This window comes from Burkholderia mycopellens, from assembly GCF_964265025.1.
Lineage (GTDB): Bacteria > Pseudomonadota > Gammaproteobacteria > Burkholderiales > Burkholderiaceae > Burkholderia.
Genome location: NZ_OZ183802.1, coordinates 865790 through 884664, shown reverse-complemented (window position 1 = coordinate 884664; position 18875 = coordinate 865790). Strand labels below are relative to the sequence as shown.

Genomic DNA, 18875 nt, shown 5'->3' with positions numbered 1-18875 from the left:
GGAGTGTCGTGACTGCGCCGCGACGTGCGGCGCCGTTTCAATGACGGTGATAGGACAGCGCTTCGAGATCGCGCCGGGCCGATGCGCGTCCCGCGAGACCGAAACCGCGCGCGAGCGCACCGAGCGTATCGACGGCGGACGCCGCGATCGTGACGCCGACAGCCGCGAGATAGCGGACGGCGCCAAGCTGCGGCAACTGCTGGCGATTCAGCGCGCGCAGGCTGTAGCCGAGCCGCATGGCCATCACGCAGAACGGGCCGAGCGGGCCGCTGCGGCCGAGCCACTGCCAGCCGCGCGGCAGGTACGCGTTCACGAGATACGGTGTCAGACCGACGCTATCCTCGCCGCGCATCCAGCGCAGCTTCAGCGATTCGCGATGCGTGTCCGGCAGCCGATGCTCGGTGTGGGCCGCCGGCGCGAACTCGACGGCCACGCCGGCCGCCTGCATCCGCAGCCCCATCACCTGGCAATGCGCGCGATAGACGCCGTCGAGCGGCTCGTAGCGAAATCGCGCGAATACCTCGCGCCGGAACGCGACGTTGTTCGCGTAGAAGTTGCGCGTCGCACCGTCGCGCAGCGGGCTCGGGAAATACATGAAATCGATCGACGTCAGCGCGATGCCGAGCACGTTCGGCGCATAGCTGGTGCGCCCCGCCACCGCGACGGGCGCCTCGCCGGCTTCACGCGCGAACGGTGCGAGCAGGTGCTCGAGCCAGTCGTCGGCCGGCCGGCAATCGGCATCGCCGAACACGACGATGTCGCAGCGGGCCGCGTCGACGCGGTCGAACCCGTCGTTCTTCGCATCGTAGTAGCCGGTGCTTGCGCCGATCTCGACGAAGTCGATCGGGCGGCCGGCCAGCGCGGCGATCTCCGCGCACACATCGGCCGGCAGTCCGTCGTGCGTGATGATCCATTGAGCGAGTGCCGCGGGCGGTACGGTCTGCTTCGACAGCGCCGATACGAGGCGCTTCAGGCTGTCGACGGCCTGCGCGAGCCCCGCGCCGCCGCGCAGGTTGTTCGTCTCCAGCACGAGCGCAGTCTGCGCCGCCACGGCGCGGGCAGCCGCACGGGTGTGCCGCGTGGTTTCTGTGAAATCTGGCATCCGGAATATCTCCATCCTCATGCGCACCGGCATGGATGAAACGAATGGGCGAGGAGCCCGCGGCGCATCGGCGCATGCGGGTCGCCCGCGACCGTCATCGCAAGACGGGCAGCCTGGAAGTGGAAGGCGCCCGCTTCGCGGGCCGTCACTCCTGGGCGGACGGCGCCGATTCGGCGTCGGTATAGCGCGGCTTCGCGTTCTGCAGGTCACGCGTGTTCTTCTGCACGGCCACCGAACCGAACAGCGCGAGCACGAACGACATTGCGTAGAAGCCCTTCTCGCTCAACTGCAGCGTCGCGTTGAAGAGGCCGACGACCAGCAGCGCGATCGACAGCAGCAGCGCGATCCAGCTGAGGCCGTAGTAGATGCCGGTGACGGGAATGCCTTCCGCACGGTCGCGGACGCTTTTCTGCAGCGAGATTGCCGCATAGAGACCGAACACCAGCACGGTGAAGTAGTAGCCCTTCTCGTTGAGCTGCATGCCCGCGTTCCAGAGACCGATCAGGAATGCCGCGAAACCGGCGAGCAGCGCGGCCCACGACGCGGCCACGAACGCGAACGACGGCTGCTGGATGGTAGTCTGGTTCATTGCTTTGCCCTCTCTTTCTTCTTGTTCGAAATCGTTTTCGTTGAACTGCGTTTCGCGCATGGTACCAGCTTCGGCACGCGGCAAGACAGCCGAGCTTGCAGTCTTACAATTCGCGCTGGGCCCGCCGCCAGCGCCCCGGCGTCGTGCCGAGCACCGCGCGAAACGCCTTGCCGAAGGCGGCCTCGGACTGGTAACCGACCGCCTGCCCGATCTCCGCCTGCCCGCGCTGCGTGTCCTGCAGCAGCGCGCATGCATGCATCATCCGGATCTGCGCGACGAACGCGCCGACGCTCATCCCGGCCCGCTCGCGGAAATGCCGCGCGTACGTCGCTCGCGACATCGCGGCTGCGTCGCCGAGCGACTCGACCGTCCACGGTTTCTCCGGCGCCTGCAGCACGGCCTGGACCGACGGGCCGAGCCGCGCGTCGGCCGCAAGCGCGAGCCAGCCGGACGGCACGCGCGCGCCCCGACCGTAAGCGCGCAATGCGTAAGCGAGCAGCGCCTGGCCGAGTGCGTTCACGATCGCGCCGGCGCCCGGCTGCCCGTTCGACGCCTCGGTGCGCAGCACGCTCGTCAGCAGTTGCAGCGGCGCGAACCCCGATGCCTCGCGCAACCCGACATGCAGCACCTGCGGCAGCGTGCGCATCAGCAGCTCGCCCGCGCCGCGCGCATAGACGAACCGTCCGCACAGCAGGTCCACGCTCGCGCCGCCGGGGTTGGCCGGATCGAAATTCGACTTGACCGGCAGCACCGCGCCGACGGCGGCGCCCGGTTCGCGCAGCGGCGCACCCGGCCGCGACCGGCCGGCCCCCGCGTCGAGCAGGTCGTGCGCACCGCCTGCGGGCAGCAGCACGAAATCGCCGTCGGCGAGCTGCAGCGTGCGCCCGTCCGCGGTACGCAGCCGGCAGGTCCCGGCCAGCACCAGGTGAAACGCCGCCTCGCCGGACGGCAGCGGGTCGTGCGGCATCGCGAACGGCCCGTCGAGCAGGCAGCGCACGTCGAGCTCGACATGGCTGCGGCCCAGCGACAGTAGTTGACTCAACGCATCCATGAGACGATCGCGCTAAAAATTGACACTCTAGCGTATCGAAACCCTCAGCGCGAACGATCAGAATAGCCCTGCATCGCCCGAGATCGCGGCGCCCGCCGCCCTCCCCACCTCTTCTCGAAAGGACGCATCATGCTGAACTGGAACGAATACCGGAAGGAACTCTCGACGCGCATCGGCGAGATCGCGAAGCTGTCGCCCGATACGCTGGCCGGCTACAAGGCGCTGTCAGGCGCCGGTGCCAAGACAGGCCATCTCGACGCGAAGACGCGCGAACTGATCGCGCTCGCGGTCGCCGTCACGACGCGCTGCGACGGCTGTATCGCCGTGCACACCGCGGAAGCGGCCAAGCATGGCGCGACCAAGGAGGAAGTGGCGGAAGCGCTCGGCGTCGCGATTGCGCTGAACGCGGGTGCGGCGCTCGTCTATTCGGCGCGTGTGATGGACGCGCTCGGCGACTGAGCCCGACGGCCGCGGCGCTGCCGCCGTATGGCGTACGGCGGCGCACGGCTGCATGGCCGCCCGGTTGCGCATCGCGCAGCCGGGCAGGCAAGCGACGTATGACGATTGGCCAGCGTGCCTGCCCGAATGACCTGCGGGGCTGCCCACAAGCACGGACGCGCCGCGAAGTCGGCTACCATGCGCGAACGATCCATCGTGAAGGAGCGCTCCATGTGCCGCTGGCTCGCCTATACGGGTAATCCGATTCATCTCGAAACCGTACTGTTCCGCGCGAAGCATTCGCTGATCGACCAGAGCCTGCATTCGGAGCTGGGGGCGACGACCACCAACGGCGACGGCTTCGGCATCGGCTGGTACGGGCGTCCCGACGAACTCCCGTTCCGCTACCGCTCCGTGCATCCCGCGTGGAACGACCGCAACCTGCGCGAAGCCGCACGCGCGATCCGCTCGCCGATGTTCATCGCGCACATCCGCTCGGCCACCGATACCCCCGTGCAGGAAACCAACTGCCACCCGTTCCGCCACGGCCGCTGGCTGTTTGCGCACAACGGGCTGATCCGCGACTTCCACAAGCTGCGCCGCGACCTGACGATGACGGTCGATCCCGCGCTGTTCCCGACGCTCGAAGGCTCGACCGACTCCGAACTGATGTTCCGCCTTGCGCTGACCTACGGCCTCGAGCAGACGCCGCTGCCCGCGCTCGAGCGGATGGCCGGCGTGGTCGAGGAAACCGCCGCGCGGCATCGCGTGGCCGCCCCGCTCAACATGACGATCTGCGCGACCGACGGCGAACGGATCATCGCGGTGCGATATTCGAGCGAACGGCAATCGCGTTCGCTGTTCCACAGCACGTCGTTCAAGCACCTGCACGAACTGTATCCGCACAACCCGCGCATCGCCGAAGTCGGCGACGACGCGTTCATGATCGTGTCCGAGCCGCTCGTCGACCTGCGGGGTGCGTGGGAGGAAGTGCCCGAGAGCACGGCGATCGTCGCGCAGGGCGCCGATGTGCAGCAGCGGCCGTTCAGCCCGCGGCACAAGTAGCGCAGCGGGCCGTCATTCGCGCCGTCAGGCGCGGCGAGAAAGCCGCATCCGGATCGAATCGAGTTCGGCGGGCAGCCGGCGCGAACGGGCGCGTGGCCGCGACAGCGCGGTGAACCCGAGCCGCTCGTACAGCGCGCGAGCCCGCACGTTGCGGGTCAGCACGTCGAGCACGACGTCGCGACTGCCGTCGGCGGGCAATGCACCGGTGTCCAGCGCGTCGCGAAACAGTGCGCTGAAGATGCCCGTGCCGCGCTGCCGCTCGTCGGTTGCGCAATGCGCGACGAGGATCTGCGAACGTTTCGGCGCCGGAATTTCCGTTTCGAGGATCAGCCCGCGCAACAATTGGCCAATCGTGCGCCGCACGCCGAAGAAGCGCGCCAGCGCCCACACGACATGCACGTCGTCGAACATCGTCTGCTGTCCGTCGTGAATCGCCATCACGGCGAGCACGGTGCCGTCGTCGGCGACCGCGACACGATGCCGGCGCCACGAGAAGCGCCCGTGACGCGACCGGAACGCCTGCCGCAGGAAGGCGATGCAGCGCGTGTCGCTTTCGCCGAGAAAGAACCCGAATTCGGCCACGCCGGACGCAAACATGAGCGGCGCGCACGCCGCCGCGTCGCCCGCATCGGCCGCACGAAACCGCACGCGCTCACCGGCGCGCGGCACCGCTTGCGCGAACGCGCCGGCCGGCGTCATGCGCTGCGCCCCGCGAGACGCGACAACACGGCGACCGTCCGGCTGATCTGCTCCGGCTCGTGCGTCGAGCAGATGAAGAAGCGCAGGCGCGCGGCCTTTTCCTCGACGGCCGGATAGAAGATCGGCTGCACGTTGATCCCTTCGTCGAACATCGCATTGGCCCATTGCGCGGCCTTCAGCGAGCTGCCCGTGATCACGGGCACGACCGCGAACCCGGCGCTCGTGCCCGTGTTCAGCCCGGCCGCGCGCGCCTCGGTCAGGAACTGCCGCCCGCGCGCCTGCAGCCGGGCGACGCGCTCAGGCTCGGCCTGCAGGCGCTCGAGCGCGGCCAGCGACGCTTCGGCGAGCGTCGGCGCGAGCCCGACGCTGTACAGGAAGCCCGGCGCCAGGTGGCGCAGCATGTCGACCAGCGGCTGGCAGCCGGCGATGAAGCCGCCGCAGCCCGCCAGCGTCTTGCTCATCGTGCCCATCCACATGTCGACCTGGTCGGGCGCGACGCCGCAGTGCTCGCGGATGCCCTTGCCGGTCGCGCCGAGCACGCCGAGCGAATGCGCCTCGTCGACCAGCAGGAATGCGCCGTGGCGCGTCTTCACGTCGACGAAGCGCTGCAGGTCGGGGAAATCGCCGTCCATGCTGTACAGCCCTTCGATCGCGATCAGCACGTGACGGTATTCGCGGCGCACGCGCGCGAGCAGTTCGTCGAGCGCCTGCCAGTCGTTGTGCGCGAAGCTCAGCCGCTTCGCGCCGCTCAGCTGCGCGCCCTGCACGATGCTGTTATGCGCGAGCGAATCGTGGACGACCAGATCGCCGGGGCCGAACAGCGCGCCGATCACGGTCACGTTCGTCGCATGGCCGCTCACGAACGCGACACAGTCGTCGGTCTCGTAGAACGCGGCCAGCGCGCGCTCGAGGTCGCGCTGCACCGGGCGCTCGCCCGCTACCATCCGGCTCGCGGAGGCCGACGTGCCGTAGCGGTCGATCGCGGCTTTCGCGCGCGAAGACACGGCCGGATCGCCGGCAAGGCCGAGGTAGTTGTAGTTCGCGAAGTTCAGGTACTCGCGGCCGCCGATCTGCGTCGTCGCACCGGCGATGCCGTCATGCACGCGGAAGAACGGCGAGTCGACGCGCAGCTTCTCGCCCATCTCGCGCATGATCCGCACCTGCTGATACTGCGGCATCGATTCGAAGCGGCTGCGCGCCGAGGCGGTCTGCGCGGCCGGCGTGCCGGGCACGCCCGGTGCCGCGGCAGCATCGGTCGCGCGCTCCAGTTGCCGTTTCAGCGCTTTCGCCGCCAGTTGCTGGCGAAGGTGTTCTCCCAGTGCCATTGCGTCCTTCGCTGTATCTCGAAAAGACGCTATGTTACGCCGCGCAATATGAAAAAGCGTGGTTTCAGGCCTCGGAAAACTCGGCCCACTGCCACGCATCGGGCGTGGCCAGCAACGCATCGACCAGCCGGAAATTCATCTCGTGGCTCGGCCGCAACGCGCTCACGCGCGCCAGCAGCGGCGCGCCGGCCAGCGCGAGATCGCCGATCAGGTCGAGTACGCGGTGCCGGACGAACTCCTCCGGCAGCCGCATCCCGCCCAGCACGCGATTGCCGACGATCGACGCGGTGCACGACGGCCGCGCGCCGCGCAGGATCGGCACCCCGCGCAGATAGCCGGCGACGATCGCCGGCACCGCCCACTTCACGCGCCCGTACGAGCGCGACGGCGCGATCTCGGCCGCAAATGCGGCCGGCGTCAGCGCGCCGTCCCAGTGCATGTCGCCGAAGCCGCGCAGGTCGTTGCGCACGCTCAGCTCGTAACGCGACGCCGGTTCGATCCGCATTTCGCGCCGCTGGCCACCCTCGCCGTCCGTGACGACGACGGGCCGCAGCACGCGGATGAAGCGTTTCGGCGCGTCGAGCGCGACCCGGCCGCACGCGCGGATGGCATCCACCCAGGGCGCGGCGCTGCCATCGAGAATCGGCACTTCCTCGGCGTCGAGCTCGACGACCGCGTGATCGATCTCGCACGCGAGCAGCGACGCGAGCAGATGCTCGATCGTGCGAACGCCGACGCCGTCGGCATTGCGCAGCATCGTGCACAGCGGCTGCGCGCGGCGCAGCGCGGGATCGACCGGCAGCGTCGCGAGCGTGCGCCCGTGCTCGACGCGACGGAACGCGATGCCCGTCACGCCCTCTTCCGGACGCGCGGGCAGGATCCGCACGCCCACCCGGCGCCCCGTGTGCAGCCCGTGACCGTCGATCGCCAGCGGACGTGCCAGCGTGCCCTGACGCGATGCCCAGCCGGCCGGCGCGCTCATCGCGCGACCTCCAGCGTCGATGACGCCTGGCCCGCCACGGGCGCCTGCCGCGTATCGAGCATCGCGCGCGCTTCGCCGTCGATCGCATGCTTCGCAGCGAGCGCCGCGACGGCGTCCTGCGCCGCATCCGTCGCGGAACCGGGGTCCGCATCGGTCGACGCGCCGATCGAATCGACGATACGTCCGGCCAGCGTCGTCACCGACGCGCCCTCGGCAATCGCCATCACCGACAGCTTGACCTCGAATGCTTCCTCGACCGCGAGGCCGAGCTCCATCCCCATCAGCGAATCCATGCCCATGTCGAGCACCGACTTGTCGAGCGCGATGCGATCCGGCGTCATGTGCAGGATTCGCGCGATCTGCCCCTGCAGCGTCCGGGCAACCAGCGCGATCGCTTCGTCGCGCGGCAACGCCAGCACTTCTTCCCGCAGCTGCGTGCCGCCGTCGCGCGCATCGCCGCCCTTCGCATGCGATTGCAGCAGCGAATACCGGCGCGCCTTCGCGGCGGGCATCCCACGCGCCACGGCATGCCAGTCGAGCCGGACCACCGCTTCGCCCGCCGCGCCCGCCACCAGCGCGCGCTCGAGCGCGACCATCGCCTCGTCGGACGTGATCGATGCACCGCCAATCCGCGATTGCAACGCCTCGCGCGTATCCGCGTGGCGCGCGAGGAAGCCGACGTCCTCGAGCGGCCCCCAGGCCATGAACGTGCCCGGCAAGCCCGCCGCGCGGCGATGTTCGACGAGCGCCTCGAGGAAGCTGTTGGCCGCGACGTAGTTCGACTGCCCCGGATTGCCGAGATAGGTCGTCGCCGACGAATAGACCACGAACAGGTCGAGCGGCAACGCACGCGTCGCGCGATGCAGGTTCCACGCGCCGGCCACCTTCGGTGCGAGCACCGCGGCCATGCGCGCATCGTCGAGATTGCGCACGAGGCCGTCGTCGATCGACATCGCCGAATGCAGCACGCCCTTGAGCGGGCTGTCGCGCCGGCCGATCGCGTCGATCATCGCATCGACCGCCGCTGCGTCGGTCACATCGCACGACACGACATCGACCGTGACGCCGAGCGTCTTGCGCCAGCGCTCGACTTCCTCGCGTGCGGCTGCAGCGAGCTCGCCGGAACGACTCGCCAGCGTCAGCCGGCGTGCGCCGCGCTCGACCATCCAGCGCGCACTCGCGAAACCGAGCCCGCCCGTGCCGCCGACCACCAGGTACGTGCCATGCGGATCGAGCGCGAGCGAGCCCGCGCGCGTGACGCCGCGCGTCGGCGCCGGCGTGCCGGACGGATAGGTCACGAGCACCTTGCCGATCTGCCGCGCCTGCTGCATGTAGCGGAACGCATCTTCCGCCCGTTCGGCCGGAAACGCGCGGTACGGGAGCGGATGCAGCACGCCGGCCGCGAACAGCGCCATCACTTCGCCGAACAGGCGCGCGGTCAGCTCGGGCAGCGCCCCCATCAACTGGTCGGCGTCGATACCGAAATAGCTGATGTTGTTGCGGAACGGCCGCAGCCCGATATGGCTGTTTTCGTAGAAGTCGCGCTTGCCGAGCTCGAGGAAACGACCGAACGGCCGCAGCGTATCGATGCTGCGCACCATCGCTTCGCCGGCGAGCGAATTCAGCACGATGTCGACGCCCTGGCCGCCCGTCAGCGCGCGAATCTCGTCCGCGAACGCGAGACTGCGCGAATCGAGCACGTGGTCCGCGCCGAGCAGGCGCACGAACTCGCGCTTCTCGTCGCTGCCGGCCGTCGCGAACACTTCCGCGCCGAAATGGCGCGCGAGCTGGATCGCGGCGATCCCGACGCCACCCGCGCCGCCGTGCACGAGCACACGCTCGCCGCGACGCAGGCGCGCGAGTTCGACGAGTGCGTAGTACGCGGTGAAGAACGTGGTCGGCACGGTCGCCGCTTCCTCGAACGACAGCCGCTCGGGTTTCCGTGCGATCGCCTGCGCACGCGTCCTGACGCGCGTCGCGAACGAAGCCGGCGCGAAGCCGAGCATCGCATCGCCCGGCGCGAATTCCGTCACGGCCTTGCCCACCCGGACGACGCGGCCGGACAGTTCCATGCCGATCGTCGCGCCCGCGAAGCCGGTCTCGACCGCCTCGTCGGACAACAGCCCCATCGCATACATCACGTCGCGGAAATTGAGGCCCGTGGCAACGGGCTCGATCTCCACCTCGTCGTCGCCCAGCGGGCTTTCCGGCAACGCAAACCATTCGAGATTGCGCAATGAGCCCGGCGCATCGAACGCGAGCACGGCCGCACGCGCGATCGCGCCATCGTTGCGGGCCGCGGCCTGCGCGGCGGTCAGCATGCGCGGCACCTGCCGCCCGTGTGCACCCAGGACGACTTCTTCCTCGAGCGCTGCGCCGGTCAGCTCGCGGATCAGCGCGTCGGGGATCCGGTCCGCCGCTCGATCGACGTCGATCAGACGGCACGCGAGTTCGGGATGCTCGTTCGCCAGCACGCGACCGAGGCCCCACAGCGTCGCCTGTTCCGGATGCGCATTCGCGGCCCCTGCGAATGGCGCGCCGCCACGCGTGACGACGGTCAGCCGCGTAGCCGCGTTCGGCTGCGCACCGAGCGTGCGAACGAGTGCCGCAAGGGCGATCACGCCGTTACGCTGCGCGGCCATCAAGCCATCCCCCGTCGCCGATTCCGCGAGCGGCGTCTCCGGCGCGCAGAACACGACATGCGCCGGCTGCCCGGCCGGCAACGACGCAATCGCATCGGCCGCGTGCGTGGTATCGACGATATCGGCCGGATAGCCCGCGCGCGCCAGCGCATCGGCCAGCCGCCCGCCGAAACTGCCGGCGGCATCCGGTGCGTGCACCACGAGCCATTGCTCGCTGCGTGCCAGCGTATCGAGATCGCTCGGATCGTCGCCGCGTTGCGCAACCACGGCGCTTGCGGGGTTGCGCGCGATGACGAACGTCGGCGTGCCGTCCAGATCGAGCGATTGCTCGACGTGCCGCACGACATCGACGTAGCCCGCGCGTGCGAGCGCCGCATCGAGATCCGCCGGCGCCAGCGGCACCGGCGCGTCGGCTTCCGTCGACGCAGCCTGCGCGCCGAATACGATGTCGGAGAAACGGCCGCGACGCGACTCGGCCAGCAGCAGCAACCCGCCCGGCGCCAGCCATGACCGCATCGCATTCAACGCATCGGCCACATCGTGACGGCCGCTCAACGCGCGGTTCGCGACGATCAGGTCGTACGGACCGGCTTCGTCGGCCGCCAGCGACAGCCGCTCGCCCGACTGCAGCGCAACCGTGCGCACCGCCGCTTCCGCATCCGCGTCGAACCCGGCCAGTTGGCCGGCTGGCGCGGCGATCGTGTGATCGCAGTGCGCGGTCGCGAGATGCATGCCGAGCGTCTGCAGCACGTCGCCGTCCGTCGCGCCCAGTTCGAGCACGCGCAACCGGCGTGCCGACTGCCATCCGTCGACCGCCTGCTCGACGCTTGCGCTCAGCAACGCATGTACGTGCTGCCACGTCGGCGATGCGGCCAGGAGTTGCTCGACCAGGCTGTGCCCGGTCGGCGACAGCAGACGTGCACCGTCCTTCGCGCCGTCCAGCACGTCCGGCAATGCCGCGCCGCAATGCGCGAGCAGCGTCAGCTCGGCCACGTGCCCCGGCGATTCGGCCAGCAGCCCGCGCCACAGCTCGTCGAGCGGCGGCAACGCCGCGCACGCCGCGTCGTCGCGCACGAGCAGCGCGCCATCGCGATGCGCGAGCCCATCCTCGACCAGCATGTCGGCGAGACGCGTGGCCAACGCCGCACGCCCGGCCGCCGGCTGCCACGTGCCGGCGAATGCGCCGAGCGCATCGAACGCGCGGAGCGCGTAGAGGCTCGCCAGCACATCGAGCAGCGGCAGGATTTCGGTCAGATGCTGCGTCCGGCGGCCGTCGTGCCCGGTCGTTTCGAGCCGCGCGACGGCCTGCGCGAGCAGCGCATCGGGGGCCGGCAAACCGGCCGCGTCGACGTCGCCCGGCAGCGGCACTTCTTCAAGGCGGTAGACGAAGCGCGCGGGCAGGTTCTGCCGACGGCCGACGAGATCGACGCGGCGGAACCGGCATGCGCCGAGCCGCGCGACGATCGCGCCGCGCGCGTCGAGGAATTCGAAATGCGCGACGATCGAATGCGGGCTGTGCCGGTCGATCCGCACGAGCACCCGCTCGACCGTGTCGCCGCGCAGATAGTCGACCCGACCGATCTGCACCGGCACGTAAGCCGGATGCTCGCCTTCGCGCGCGTGCGCCGCAAGCAGTGCGAACAGCGGATGAAACCCGCTGTCCATCAGCGCCGGATGCAGCAGATAAGCGGACAACGCCCGCGCGTCGCCGCATGCGGCCGGCGCGGCGATGTCGGCCAGCGCCGCGCCGTCATCCGCGGCAATCCGCACGGTGCGGACCCAGCGGAACGCCGGCCCGTAGCTGAGGCCGATCGCTGCCGTGTTTGCGTACAGCGTGTCGCCGTCGGCTGCAGGCAACGCGAGCAGGCAATCGAGCGCGCCGGACGGCACGACGCTCGCATCGCCGAGCGCGTTGCCGCTTTCCAGCATCCGCCCCGTCACGTTCAGCGTCCAGGCGCCGCCGGACATCCGGTCGCGCGTCTCGATCGTGAAGGTCGCGGTGCGCGGCTCGATCACGAGCCGGAACAGCTTCGCCTGCTGCGGCTGGAATACCACCGGCGTGCGGATCTCGACGTTTTCGAGCGCCGCATCCGGCGTATCGAAGAAGGTGCGTGCCGCGGCGAGCGCCATTTCCACGTACCCGGCCCCCGGGAACGCCACGCCGCCGTCGACGACGTGATCGGCCAGCATCGGCAGCTTCGCCGGATCGAGCTGGTTTTCCCACGCGAATGCGTGCTCGTGCAGGCGATAGCCGAGCAGCGGATGCTCACGACGGCGATTGACGAGACCGTAGCCTTCGACGGTCGGCGTCAGCCAGAAGCGCTCGCGCTGCCACGGATAGGACGGCAATGCAGCACGCGATTCGCCCGGCGCGAAGCGGCCGGGATCGACGCTCGCGCCGTGCGCGATCGCCGCGAGGATCGCTTGCCGCAGCATTGCCGCGCTGCCGTGATCGCGCTTGAGCGTCGGCAGCACCACGCCGGTCGCGCCGGCCGCCGCGAATGCCTGCTTCACGTACGTGCGCAGGATCGAATGCGGCGAGACCTCGACGAACAGCCGGACACCCTGCTCGATCAGATGCGCGATACCGTCGCCGAAGCGCACCGGCTCGCGAATGTTGCGCCACCAGTAGCGGGCATCGAGTTCGGTGCCGGCCAGCGCGCCGCCGGTCACGGTCGACACGAACGTGCCGTTGCCCGGCTGCGGCCGCAGGCTCGCCAGTTCGGCCAGCACGACCGGTTCGATGCGGTCCATGTGGCTGCTGTGGAACGCGTAGTCGAGATCCAGCATCTGGAAGAACTTGCCGCTGCCGCGCAACGCGGCTTCCAGCGCCTGCAATCCCTGCAGCTCGCCCGCGAGCGTCACCGCATCGGGGCTGTTGATGCCCGCGACCTCGACGCGCCGCGCCAGCCCGTGGCGCGCGATCAGTTCGCGCGCCGCTGCATCGCCGATGCCGACGGCCGCCATCCGGCCGCTGCCGCGCGTCATCGCCTGCGCGCGGCTGCGGATCTTGATCACGCGCACCGCGTCGGCGAGCGACAGCGCGCCGGTCACCCACGCCGCGGCGATCTCGCCGACGCTATGGCCGATCGCCGCGTCGTAACGCATCCCGCGCGCGTCGATCACGCGGATCATGCCGACCTGGATCGCGAACAGCAGCGGCTGCGCGTTCTCCGTCGCGGCCAGCCATTCGGCGCCCGCACCGGCCAGCCATTCCGCGCTCGGGCCGCCGCGCATCACGTCGACGAGCGACGGGCTGCCATCGGCGCACCACAGCGCGTCGACTTCGTCGAGCGCCGCGCGGAAGACGGCGTTCTCCGAATAGAGTTCGTTGCCCATCCCGACCCACTGGCAACCGTTGCCCGAGAAGACGAGCGCGGTGCGCACCGCGTCGGCCGGAGCCTGGCCGGTCGCCACGCACGCCGGCAGCCCTTCCGACGCCGGTTGGGCCAGCGCCGCGAGCGCGGCGCGGCCTTCGGCTTGGTCGGCCGGGGCAACAATTGCGCGATGTTCCAGCCACTGGCGCCGACGTGCGGCCGCGGCGGCCAGTGCCTGCCAGTCGCCGCCGTTGTCGAGCATCGCCAGATAGCGGCCCGCGAGCGCGCCGAGCGCGTTCGCGCTGCGCGCGGTCAGGACGAGCGGAGACAATTGCGCGTGCGTCGGTTCGGGCGCGGCCGTCGACGCCTCGTTTGCACCCGGTGCCTCCGTCAGCACGACGTGTGCGTTCGTTCCACCGAAGCCGAACGAGTTGACGCCAACCGTCAGCGGCGCGTCGCCCGCGTCGAGCGGCATGTAGCGATCGACGACGCGCAGACGCCCGCCGTCGAAATCGATCCCGGGATTGGGCGTAACGAAGTGCAGCGAGCGCGGTACCGCGCGATGCTTCAGGCACAGCACGGCCTTCAGCAGCCCGGCCATGCCGGATGCCGTCTCGAGATGACCGATGTTGGTCTTGACCGAACCGACGAGCAGCGGACGATCCGCCGGGCGCTCGCCCGACACGACGTCGATCAGCGCGCGCGCTTCGATCGGATCGCCGACCGCGGTGCCCGTGCCGTGCGCTTCGAGATAAGCAAGCGACTGCGGGTCGATGCCCGCGCGCGCGTATACGCTGCGCAGCAGCGATGCTTGCGCGGCCGCGCCCGGCACGCTGATGCCGCCCGGCGAATGGCCGACCGAGTTCACGCCGGAGCCGGCGATCACCGCATGGATCGTGTCGCCGTCGGCGAGCGCGCGATCGAGGGGCTTGAGCAGCACGAATGCGCCGCCTTCGGAGCGGACGTAGCCGTCGCCGGTCGCGTCGAACGCGCGACAACGGCCACGCGGCGACAGCATCGACGCCTTGGAGAAACTGACGAAGCCGAACGGGTGCAGCAGCAGGTTGACGCCGCCGGCGAGCGCCACGTCGGCTTCGCCGGACTGCAGCGCCTTGACGGCCTGGTGGAGCGCGACGAGCGACGACGAGCAGGCCGTGTCGACGGACATGCTCGGGCCGCGCAGGTCGAACAGGTAGGACACGCGGTTCGACGCGATGCTCAGGGTGTTGCCGGTCGCCGAATACGGATCGATCACGTTCAGATCGTCCATGTTGCGGTTGCCGTAGTCGGTGCTGGCGACGCCGACGTAGACGCCGCAGTTGCTGCCTCGCATGTCGGCCGGGCGCACGCCGGCGTCCTCGAAGGCTTCCCATGCGAGTTCGAGCAGCAGGCGCTGCTGGGGGTCCATCTGCGCCGCTTCGCGCGGGGAAATGCCGAAGAAGGCGGCATCGAAGCCGGCGACGTTGTCGAGCACGCCGGCCGAGAACGTGTAGCTCTTGCCCGGTTCGCGCTTGGACGGGTGCTGGTAGAAATCGGTGCCGAAGCGGTCGGCGGGGATTTCGGTGACTGCGTCGCGTTCGTCGCGGAGCAGTTGCCAGAAGTCGCCGAGATTGTTTGCGCCCCCGGGAAACCGACAAGCCACCCCAATTATTGCAATCTTACTGTTCATCTTTTATGTCGCTTTCTCGGACGCGCACGGCTGTTTCGTGCAATTTCCGTGATCTTGTACCACACGCAAAAGTACCGAACCGAGTTCCTCGGCCGCCAGATTCCGGCATTCGGGAGCATTTGCGCCGTAATTCCGCCAAATGAAGTAGTCGCTGTGTTGCGGAATAACGCCCAGCTTCTCGAAGACATGAGGCAGTGCGGGGACGTGGTCGCCGTAGAAGCAAACGACTGTTTCACGATCGCTGGTGCGCAAATAATCGAGCAAGCGCCCGATCATTGCGTCTGCATTTTCAATGTGCCGCAGATATGCAGTCAGGTCGCGCCAGGAGGCGTCTTCGCCAAGAGTATGCCTTGAAGACGATTCTCCGGGCAAAACCTGCTCGAGATGCAGGGGGCCGTGGTTTTCCATCGTCATCGCGAAGATAAACTGTGGACGGTCACGCGACGCATCAAGCGCGGCAACGATCGTATCCGCGACAGCCTCATCCGAAATATACGGGCCGCAACGGCGCGCCATCGCAAAATGTTCGATATCGAGGAACCGTTCGAATCCGAGCATTGGAAATACGCGCTTCCGACCGAAGAAATCCGCGTAGTACGGGTGAATGGCGATGGTTTCGTAATTTCCACGCGAAAACCAGCGCGCAAGAGATGCGCAAGCATTGCGCACGAAAGCGTAAGGATAGAAACGCGCATATCCTAGCGCTGCCTGCGGCAGCCCTGTCAATACGGCAAACTCCGTGCGCATCGTGTTTGCCCCCCAGGCCGGCACAGACAACTTTCCGTGATACACCGATTCGCCGCGTGCACGGTCCAGGCGGGCGTATGCCGACGACTCGAGCGCACCGCTGATACGACGCATGTCGAAGTACGATTCGCTCTGGATCAAGATCACGTCCGGGTGCCGGCGCGGCCCCCCGGTCGCATAGGGTCCGGTCACGAGCGAACGCCTGAAAAGCGCCAGTGTCGATGGACGCAAACCGTTCAGCAGATATGCAACAAAGACGGCAAAAAAACCGTTCCCGGACTGATCGGCGGCCGGCTCGAGTGTCAGCGTCAAGCGCGCAGCAAGCAGTTGTCCGGCGAACAGCGATGCCGCGACCAGCCACCATGCCGCGAAACTGGAACCTGATGCAGTCGGCCGCTCGGCAATGAAACCACCCATCACGATCACAATCCCGCCTGCGATGGCGGCGACCTTGCCCAGGCTCAAAAACGGCAGATACAGTCGCGGATGCGAAAACAGCTGACTGAAAAGACTGAGATCGGTAAACACGAAGGGTTCACGCAACGATTCGTACTTTGCATTGCTAACTGCAGCGACAAGACCGACGAGCGCAACCGAAGTGCATGCCGAGATGATCGGGCGTGACGTGACGGCCAGTACGATTCCGAAAACGAACGATACCGCAAGAATATGGAGCATCAACGCTGCTACCGGACGACGCCAACCTGCTCGCGGCATCGCGATCCTGTCCGGCACGAACGATAGTCCTGCTGCAACAACAAGCGTCAACGCGATTCCACCGTTCAATTGACACGCTCCTCGCGTGGCAGATAAGACAGGCGATCTAGAATTGCATCGGCCACTTGGACCGGGAGTATCGTCAACAAGCGCATCCCCACCGACAGCAGTCTTGGGAAAGCAATTTCAGCGCGCCCGGCGTCGAGCTTGTGACGAATGTGGGCCGCAGCACGGGCCGCACTCCACATGAATGGCCTGTCGCCAGGAAACACATCGCTCATCGCAGTACTCACGAAACCGGGAAGAATGACGGTCATCCCGACGCCGTCTCGGGCCAGGAGTGGCCGCACCGAATCTCCATATGCCTTGATTGCAGCCTTGCTCGCGCAGTATGCGGGCGAAATCGCCATCCCGCGGAGCGACGCCAAGGAACTGACCATCGCGACGCGCCCCTGCTTGCGCAAACGCATCCGATCGAGTACCGGCAGCACCGTGTGCATTGAGCCGTAGAAATTTGTGTCGACAACGGCGCACGTGCGATCCAGCCTTTCCCAGTCGCCCGCTGACGCGAGCGTGCTCGCGATCCCCGCATTCGCGATCAACAGGTCGATAGGATAGCGATTATCAAACTCGACCAACCAGGCGCCAATTGCGGCGGCATCACGAACGTCAGCCACGCCAGTCAACACCTCTGCCCCACGCGCTCGACACGCCTCGGCAGTCACTTCAAGTTCCGCCGCATTGCGGGCGACAAGCCCCAGCACGCAACCCGGCTGCGCATAGGCGTATGCGAGCGCCCGGCCCAAACCTGCGCTTGCACCGGTGATCACGACTCGCTGCGTCATCGCACTAGACACGCGAAGCCTCCAGTCGACGTACCGTTTCAGAAACGGCCATGGCGATACCTCTACGCGTATAGAAGTCACCGTTGATCTGTGTATGGTGAATCACGTAGTCAAGAAAGGCTTGATAGAGTGCCATATCAGGCGGTTCCGCCTCGGTCCAGAACGAGTGCAGACCTTGCTGCCACGTGAGCCCCGGGATGTCATAAATTGCGTCGCCCAATGCGATGAGCGGACGTCGGTGATGCAAAGCCGACAGACCCACCGTGCTATTGACCAGGACGACGCCCAGCGCGTGATCGAGCAGGGTCGGCAAATGGCCGGCGTCGATGAAGCGCAACCTGTTTCCGATATCGAGTTCCCGGGCAAGCGATTGCGCATAGCGGCGATAGTCGATCAACCCCGTGTCAAGCGGATGATTCTTGATCACAAGGCAGCTCCCGATCGGCGCGTGTGAAGCAAACGACCGCATGACCTGCTCGATCGCGTGCCGAACCCCATCGAACTCGGAGTGGACGACGATCTGCGTATCCGAGTTGAGCTGGAGCGGAAACAGATAATATGGCAGCCTCGACTCCAGCAGCTCCCGGGTCACCTCGTCCGCATGTCGGTGTTGCCACCGCGATTTCAACGCACGCGAGGCAAGTCCCGCGTACTCTACGAATCCGTTTTGGGGCCGATGGCTTCGATAGTGCGGAAAGCGGAACGCATACAGCGCATTCGCAAGACGGTAGCGGATATCGTGGAACGCCCGCTCACGCAAGTTATAGCCGGTCTCTCGCCCAGGCGCACTGGCAGGGATGTCAGCCCGACGCTCCAGATACCACGCCGGATCACGAGGCAGCAGCGAACGGCCGTTGACACCATGTTGCTCGAACGTGAGCCAGTTCGGACGGACGTAGCCCTCTTCGAACACACGCACGACAACGCCGGCCTGCTTCGCGACGGCATGCACCGGCCGGTGGATGGGCCGACAATCCCCGAACATCAACACATCGGTAAATTCTCCACCGGCCAGGATTTTCGAGTACCAGTCCGGTAACAGCTCCGACGACGACGTAAAATTCCAGGCATCGCAAACACCCCCATACAAGGCATCTCCGCCGCAAAAATTCACTCGGCGGACAGCATGCCCGCGCTCGGTCAAGGCAACCGCAAGGCGCCCGAAAAACGGCGAAGCCGTACCTTGCAAAAGCAAAAAGGAACGTCGCATGCGGTAAAGCAACGGGAAGTAAGTGGATGTAAGTCGACCAAGCGACAGCCTGCCGCGGCAGAGTCCTCAATTCAAATCATGGGGCGGCCGGCAGGAACTTTATTTTCCGTTGGCAAAAATAGACACGCGCAAGGTGCATGGAATATACAACATTGCCGACCGGACGAATACTACCCCACCCCAAAATAACAACTCGGAAACCGTCACCGACTAGGTAGCGCAGTCGAGGCGAGGTCATTATAATTACGTGCCCTTGGTGCACCGCACGGTGCTCGGCGAGCGAATCCCCGGACATTTCGTAAGCCTCGCCCCGCCTTGCCTTTGGGCAAACGCGTCCGCGACATCAAGCCGTCACAATCATTCGATATGCACCCATCGATCATGCGACGTGCGTCAGAATGTGGCGATATTTCCGTTCGTTGATCAAGTCCGGTATCGAATCCTCAAACTGGAACGAGCCACTAGCCAGGAAATCGA

At 67.4% G+C, this 18875-nt stretch carries 12 protein-coding genes; 2 read left to right on the top strand and 10 right to left on the bottom strand.

Features of this window, described 5'->3' with window-relative positions; all coding sequences use genetic code 11:
• Positions 1-37: 37 nt before the first annotated feature.
• From ACPTTC_RS04115 to ACPTTC_RS04105, 3 genes are all read right to left on the bottom strand, one after another.
• Positions 38-1102 carry a glycosyltransferase gene (locus tag ACPTTC_RS04115; protein ID WP_423391628.1) on the bottom strand — a complete coding sequence of 355 codons (1065 nt, stop codon included), beginning with the start codon at positions 1100-1102 and terminating at the stop codon, positions 38-40.
• A gap of 145 nt (positions 1103-1247) precedes the next feature.
• Positions 1248-1691, bottom strand: a complete 444-nt coding sequence (gene yiaA, locus ACPTTC_RS04110; protein WP_226195448.1) for an inner membrane protein YiaA — start codon at positions 1689-1691, stop codon at positions 1248-1250.
• A gap of 103 nt (positions 1692-1794) precedes the next feature.
• Positions 1795-2742 (bottom strand): cupin domain-containing protein, encoded by a 948-nt coding sequence (locus ACPTTC_RS04105; RefSeq protein ID WP_423391627.1) that lies wholly within the window; start codon positions 2740-2742, stop codon positions 1795-1797.
• Between the two features lie 129 nt (positions 2743-2871).
• On the opposite strand from ACPTTC_RS04105, the gene ACPTTC_RS04100 reads away from it, so the two are divergent.
• Both ACPTTC_RS04100 and ACPTTC_RS04095 read left to right on the top strand, forming a co-directional pair.
• Positions 2872-3201 carry a carboxymuconolactone decarboxylase family protein gene (locus ACPTTC_RS04100; protein ID WP_043189451.1) on the top strand — a complete coding sequence of 110 codons (330 nt, stop codon included), beginning with the start codon at positions 2872-2874 and terminating at the stop codon, positions 3199-3201.
• Positions 3202-3411: 210 nt separating this feature from the next.
• Positions 3412-4245 (top strand): class II glutamine amidotransferase, encoded by an 834-nt coding sequence (locus ACPTTC_RS04095; RefSeq protein ID WP_423393312.1) that lies wholly within the window; start codon positions 3412-3414, stop codon positions 4243-4245.
• Positions 4246-4269: 24 nt separating this feature from the next.
• Here the strand turns inward: ACPTTC_RS04095 and ACPTTC_RS04090 are convergent, their stop codons facing one another.
• The 7 genes from ACPTTC_RS04090 to ACPTTC_RS04060 all read right to left on the bottom strand — a co-directional run bounded on the left by ACPTTC_RS04090 (position 4270) and on the right by ACPTTC_RS04060 (position 18398).
• On the bottom strand, positions 4270-4944 hold the full coding sequence (locus tag ACPTTC_RS04090; protein ID WP_423391626.1) for a GNAT family N-acetyltransferase: 675 nt from the start codon (positions 4942-4944) through the stop codon (positions 4270-4272).
• Complete coding sequence (locus ACPTTC_RS04085; RefSeq protein ID WP_423391625.1) at positions 4941-6269, bottom strand: aminotransferase class I/II-fold pyridoxal phosphate-dependent enzyme; 1329 nt, start codon at positions 6267-6269, stop codon at positions 4941-4943. Before ACPTTC_RS04085 ends, ACPTTC_RS04090 begins: the two co-directional genes overlap by 4 nt.
• Before the next feature lie 64 nt (positions 6270-6333).
• Positions 6334-7251 (bottom strand): UDP-3-O-acyl N-acetylglycosamine deacetylase, encoded by a 918-nt coding sequence (locus ACPTTC_RS04080; RefSeq protein WP_423391624.1) that lies wholly within the window; start codon positions 7249-7251, stop codon positions 6334-6336.
• Entirely contained in the window at positions 7248-14879 is a 7632-nt protein-coding gene (locus tag ACPTTC_RS04075) for an SDR family NAD(P)-dependent oxidoreductase (RefSeq protein ID WP_423391623.1), read from the bottom strand. Before ACPTTC_RS04075 ends, ACPTTC_RS04080 begins: the two co-directional genes overlap by 4 nt.
• Before the next feature lie 3 nt (positions 14880-14882).
• Complete coding sequence (locus ACPTTC_RS04070; protein ID WP_423391622.1) at positions 14883-16412, bottom strand: LTA synthase family protein; 1530 nt, start codon at positions 16410-16412, stop codon at positions 14883-14885.
• The gene (locus ACPTTC_RS04065) at positions 16409-17188 is read right to left on the bottom strand and encodes an SDR family NAD(P)-dependent oxidoreductase (RefSeq protein ID WP_423393311.1); all 780 of its coding nucleotides are present in this window, start codon (positions 17186-17188) and stop codon (positions 16409-16411) included. Before ACPTTC_RS04065 ends, ACPTTC_RS04070 begins: the two co-directional genes overlap by 4 nt.
• 4 nt (positions 17189-17192) lie before the next feature.
• A complete protein-coding gene (locus ACPTTC_RS04060; protein ID WP_423391621.1) occupies positions 17193-18398 on the bottom strand; it encodes a capsule biosynthesis protein in 1206 nt (401 codons plus the stop codon).
• Positions 18399-18875 lie beyond the last annotated feature (477 nt).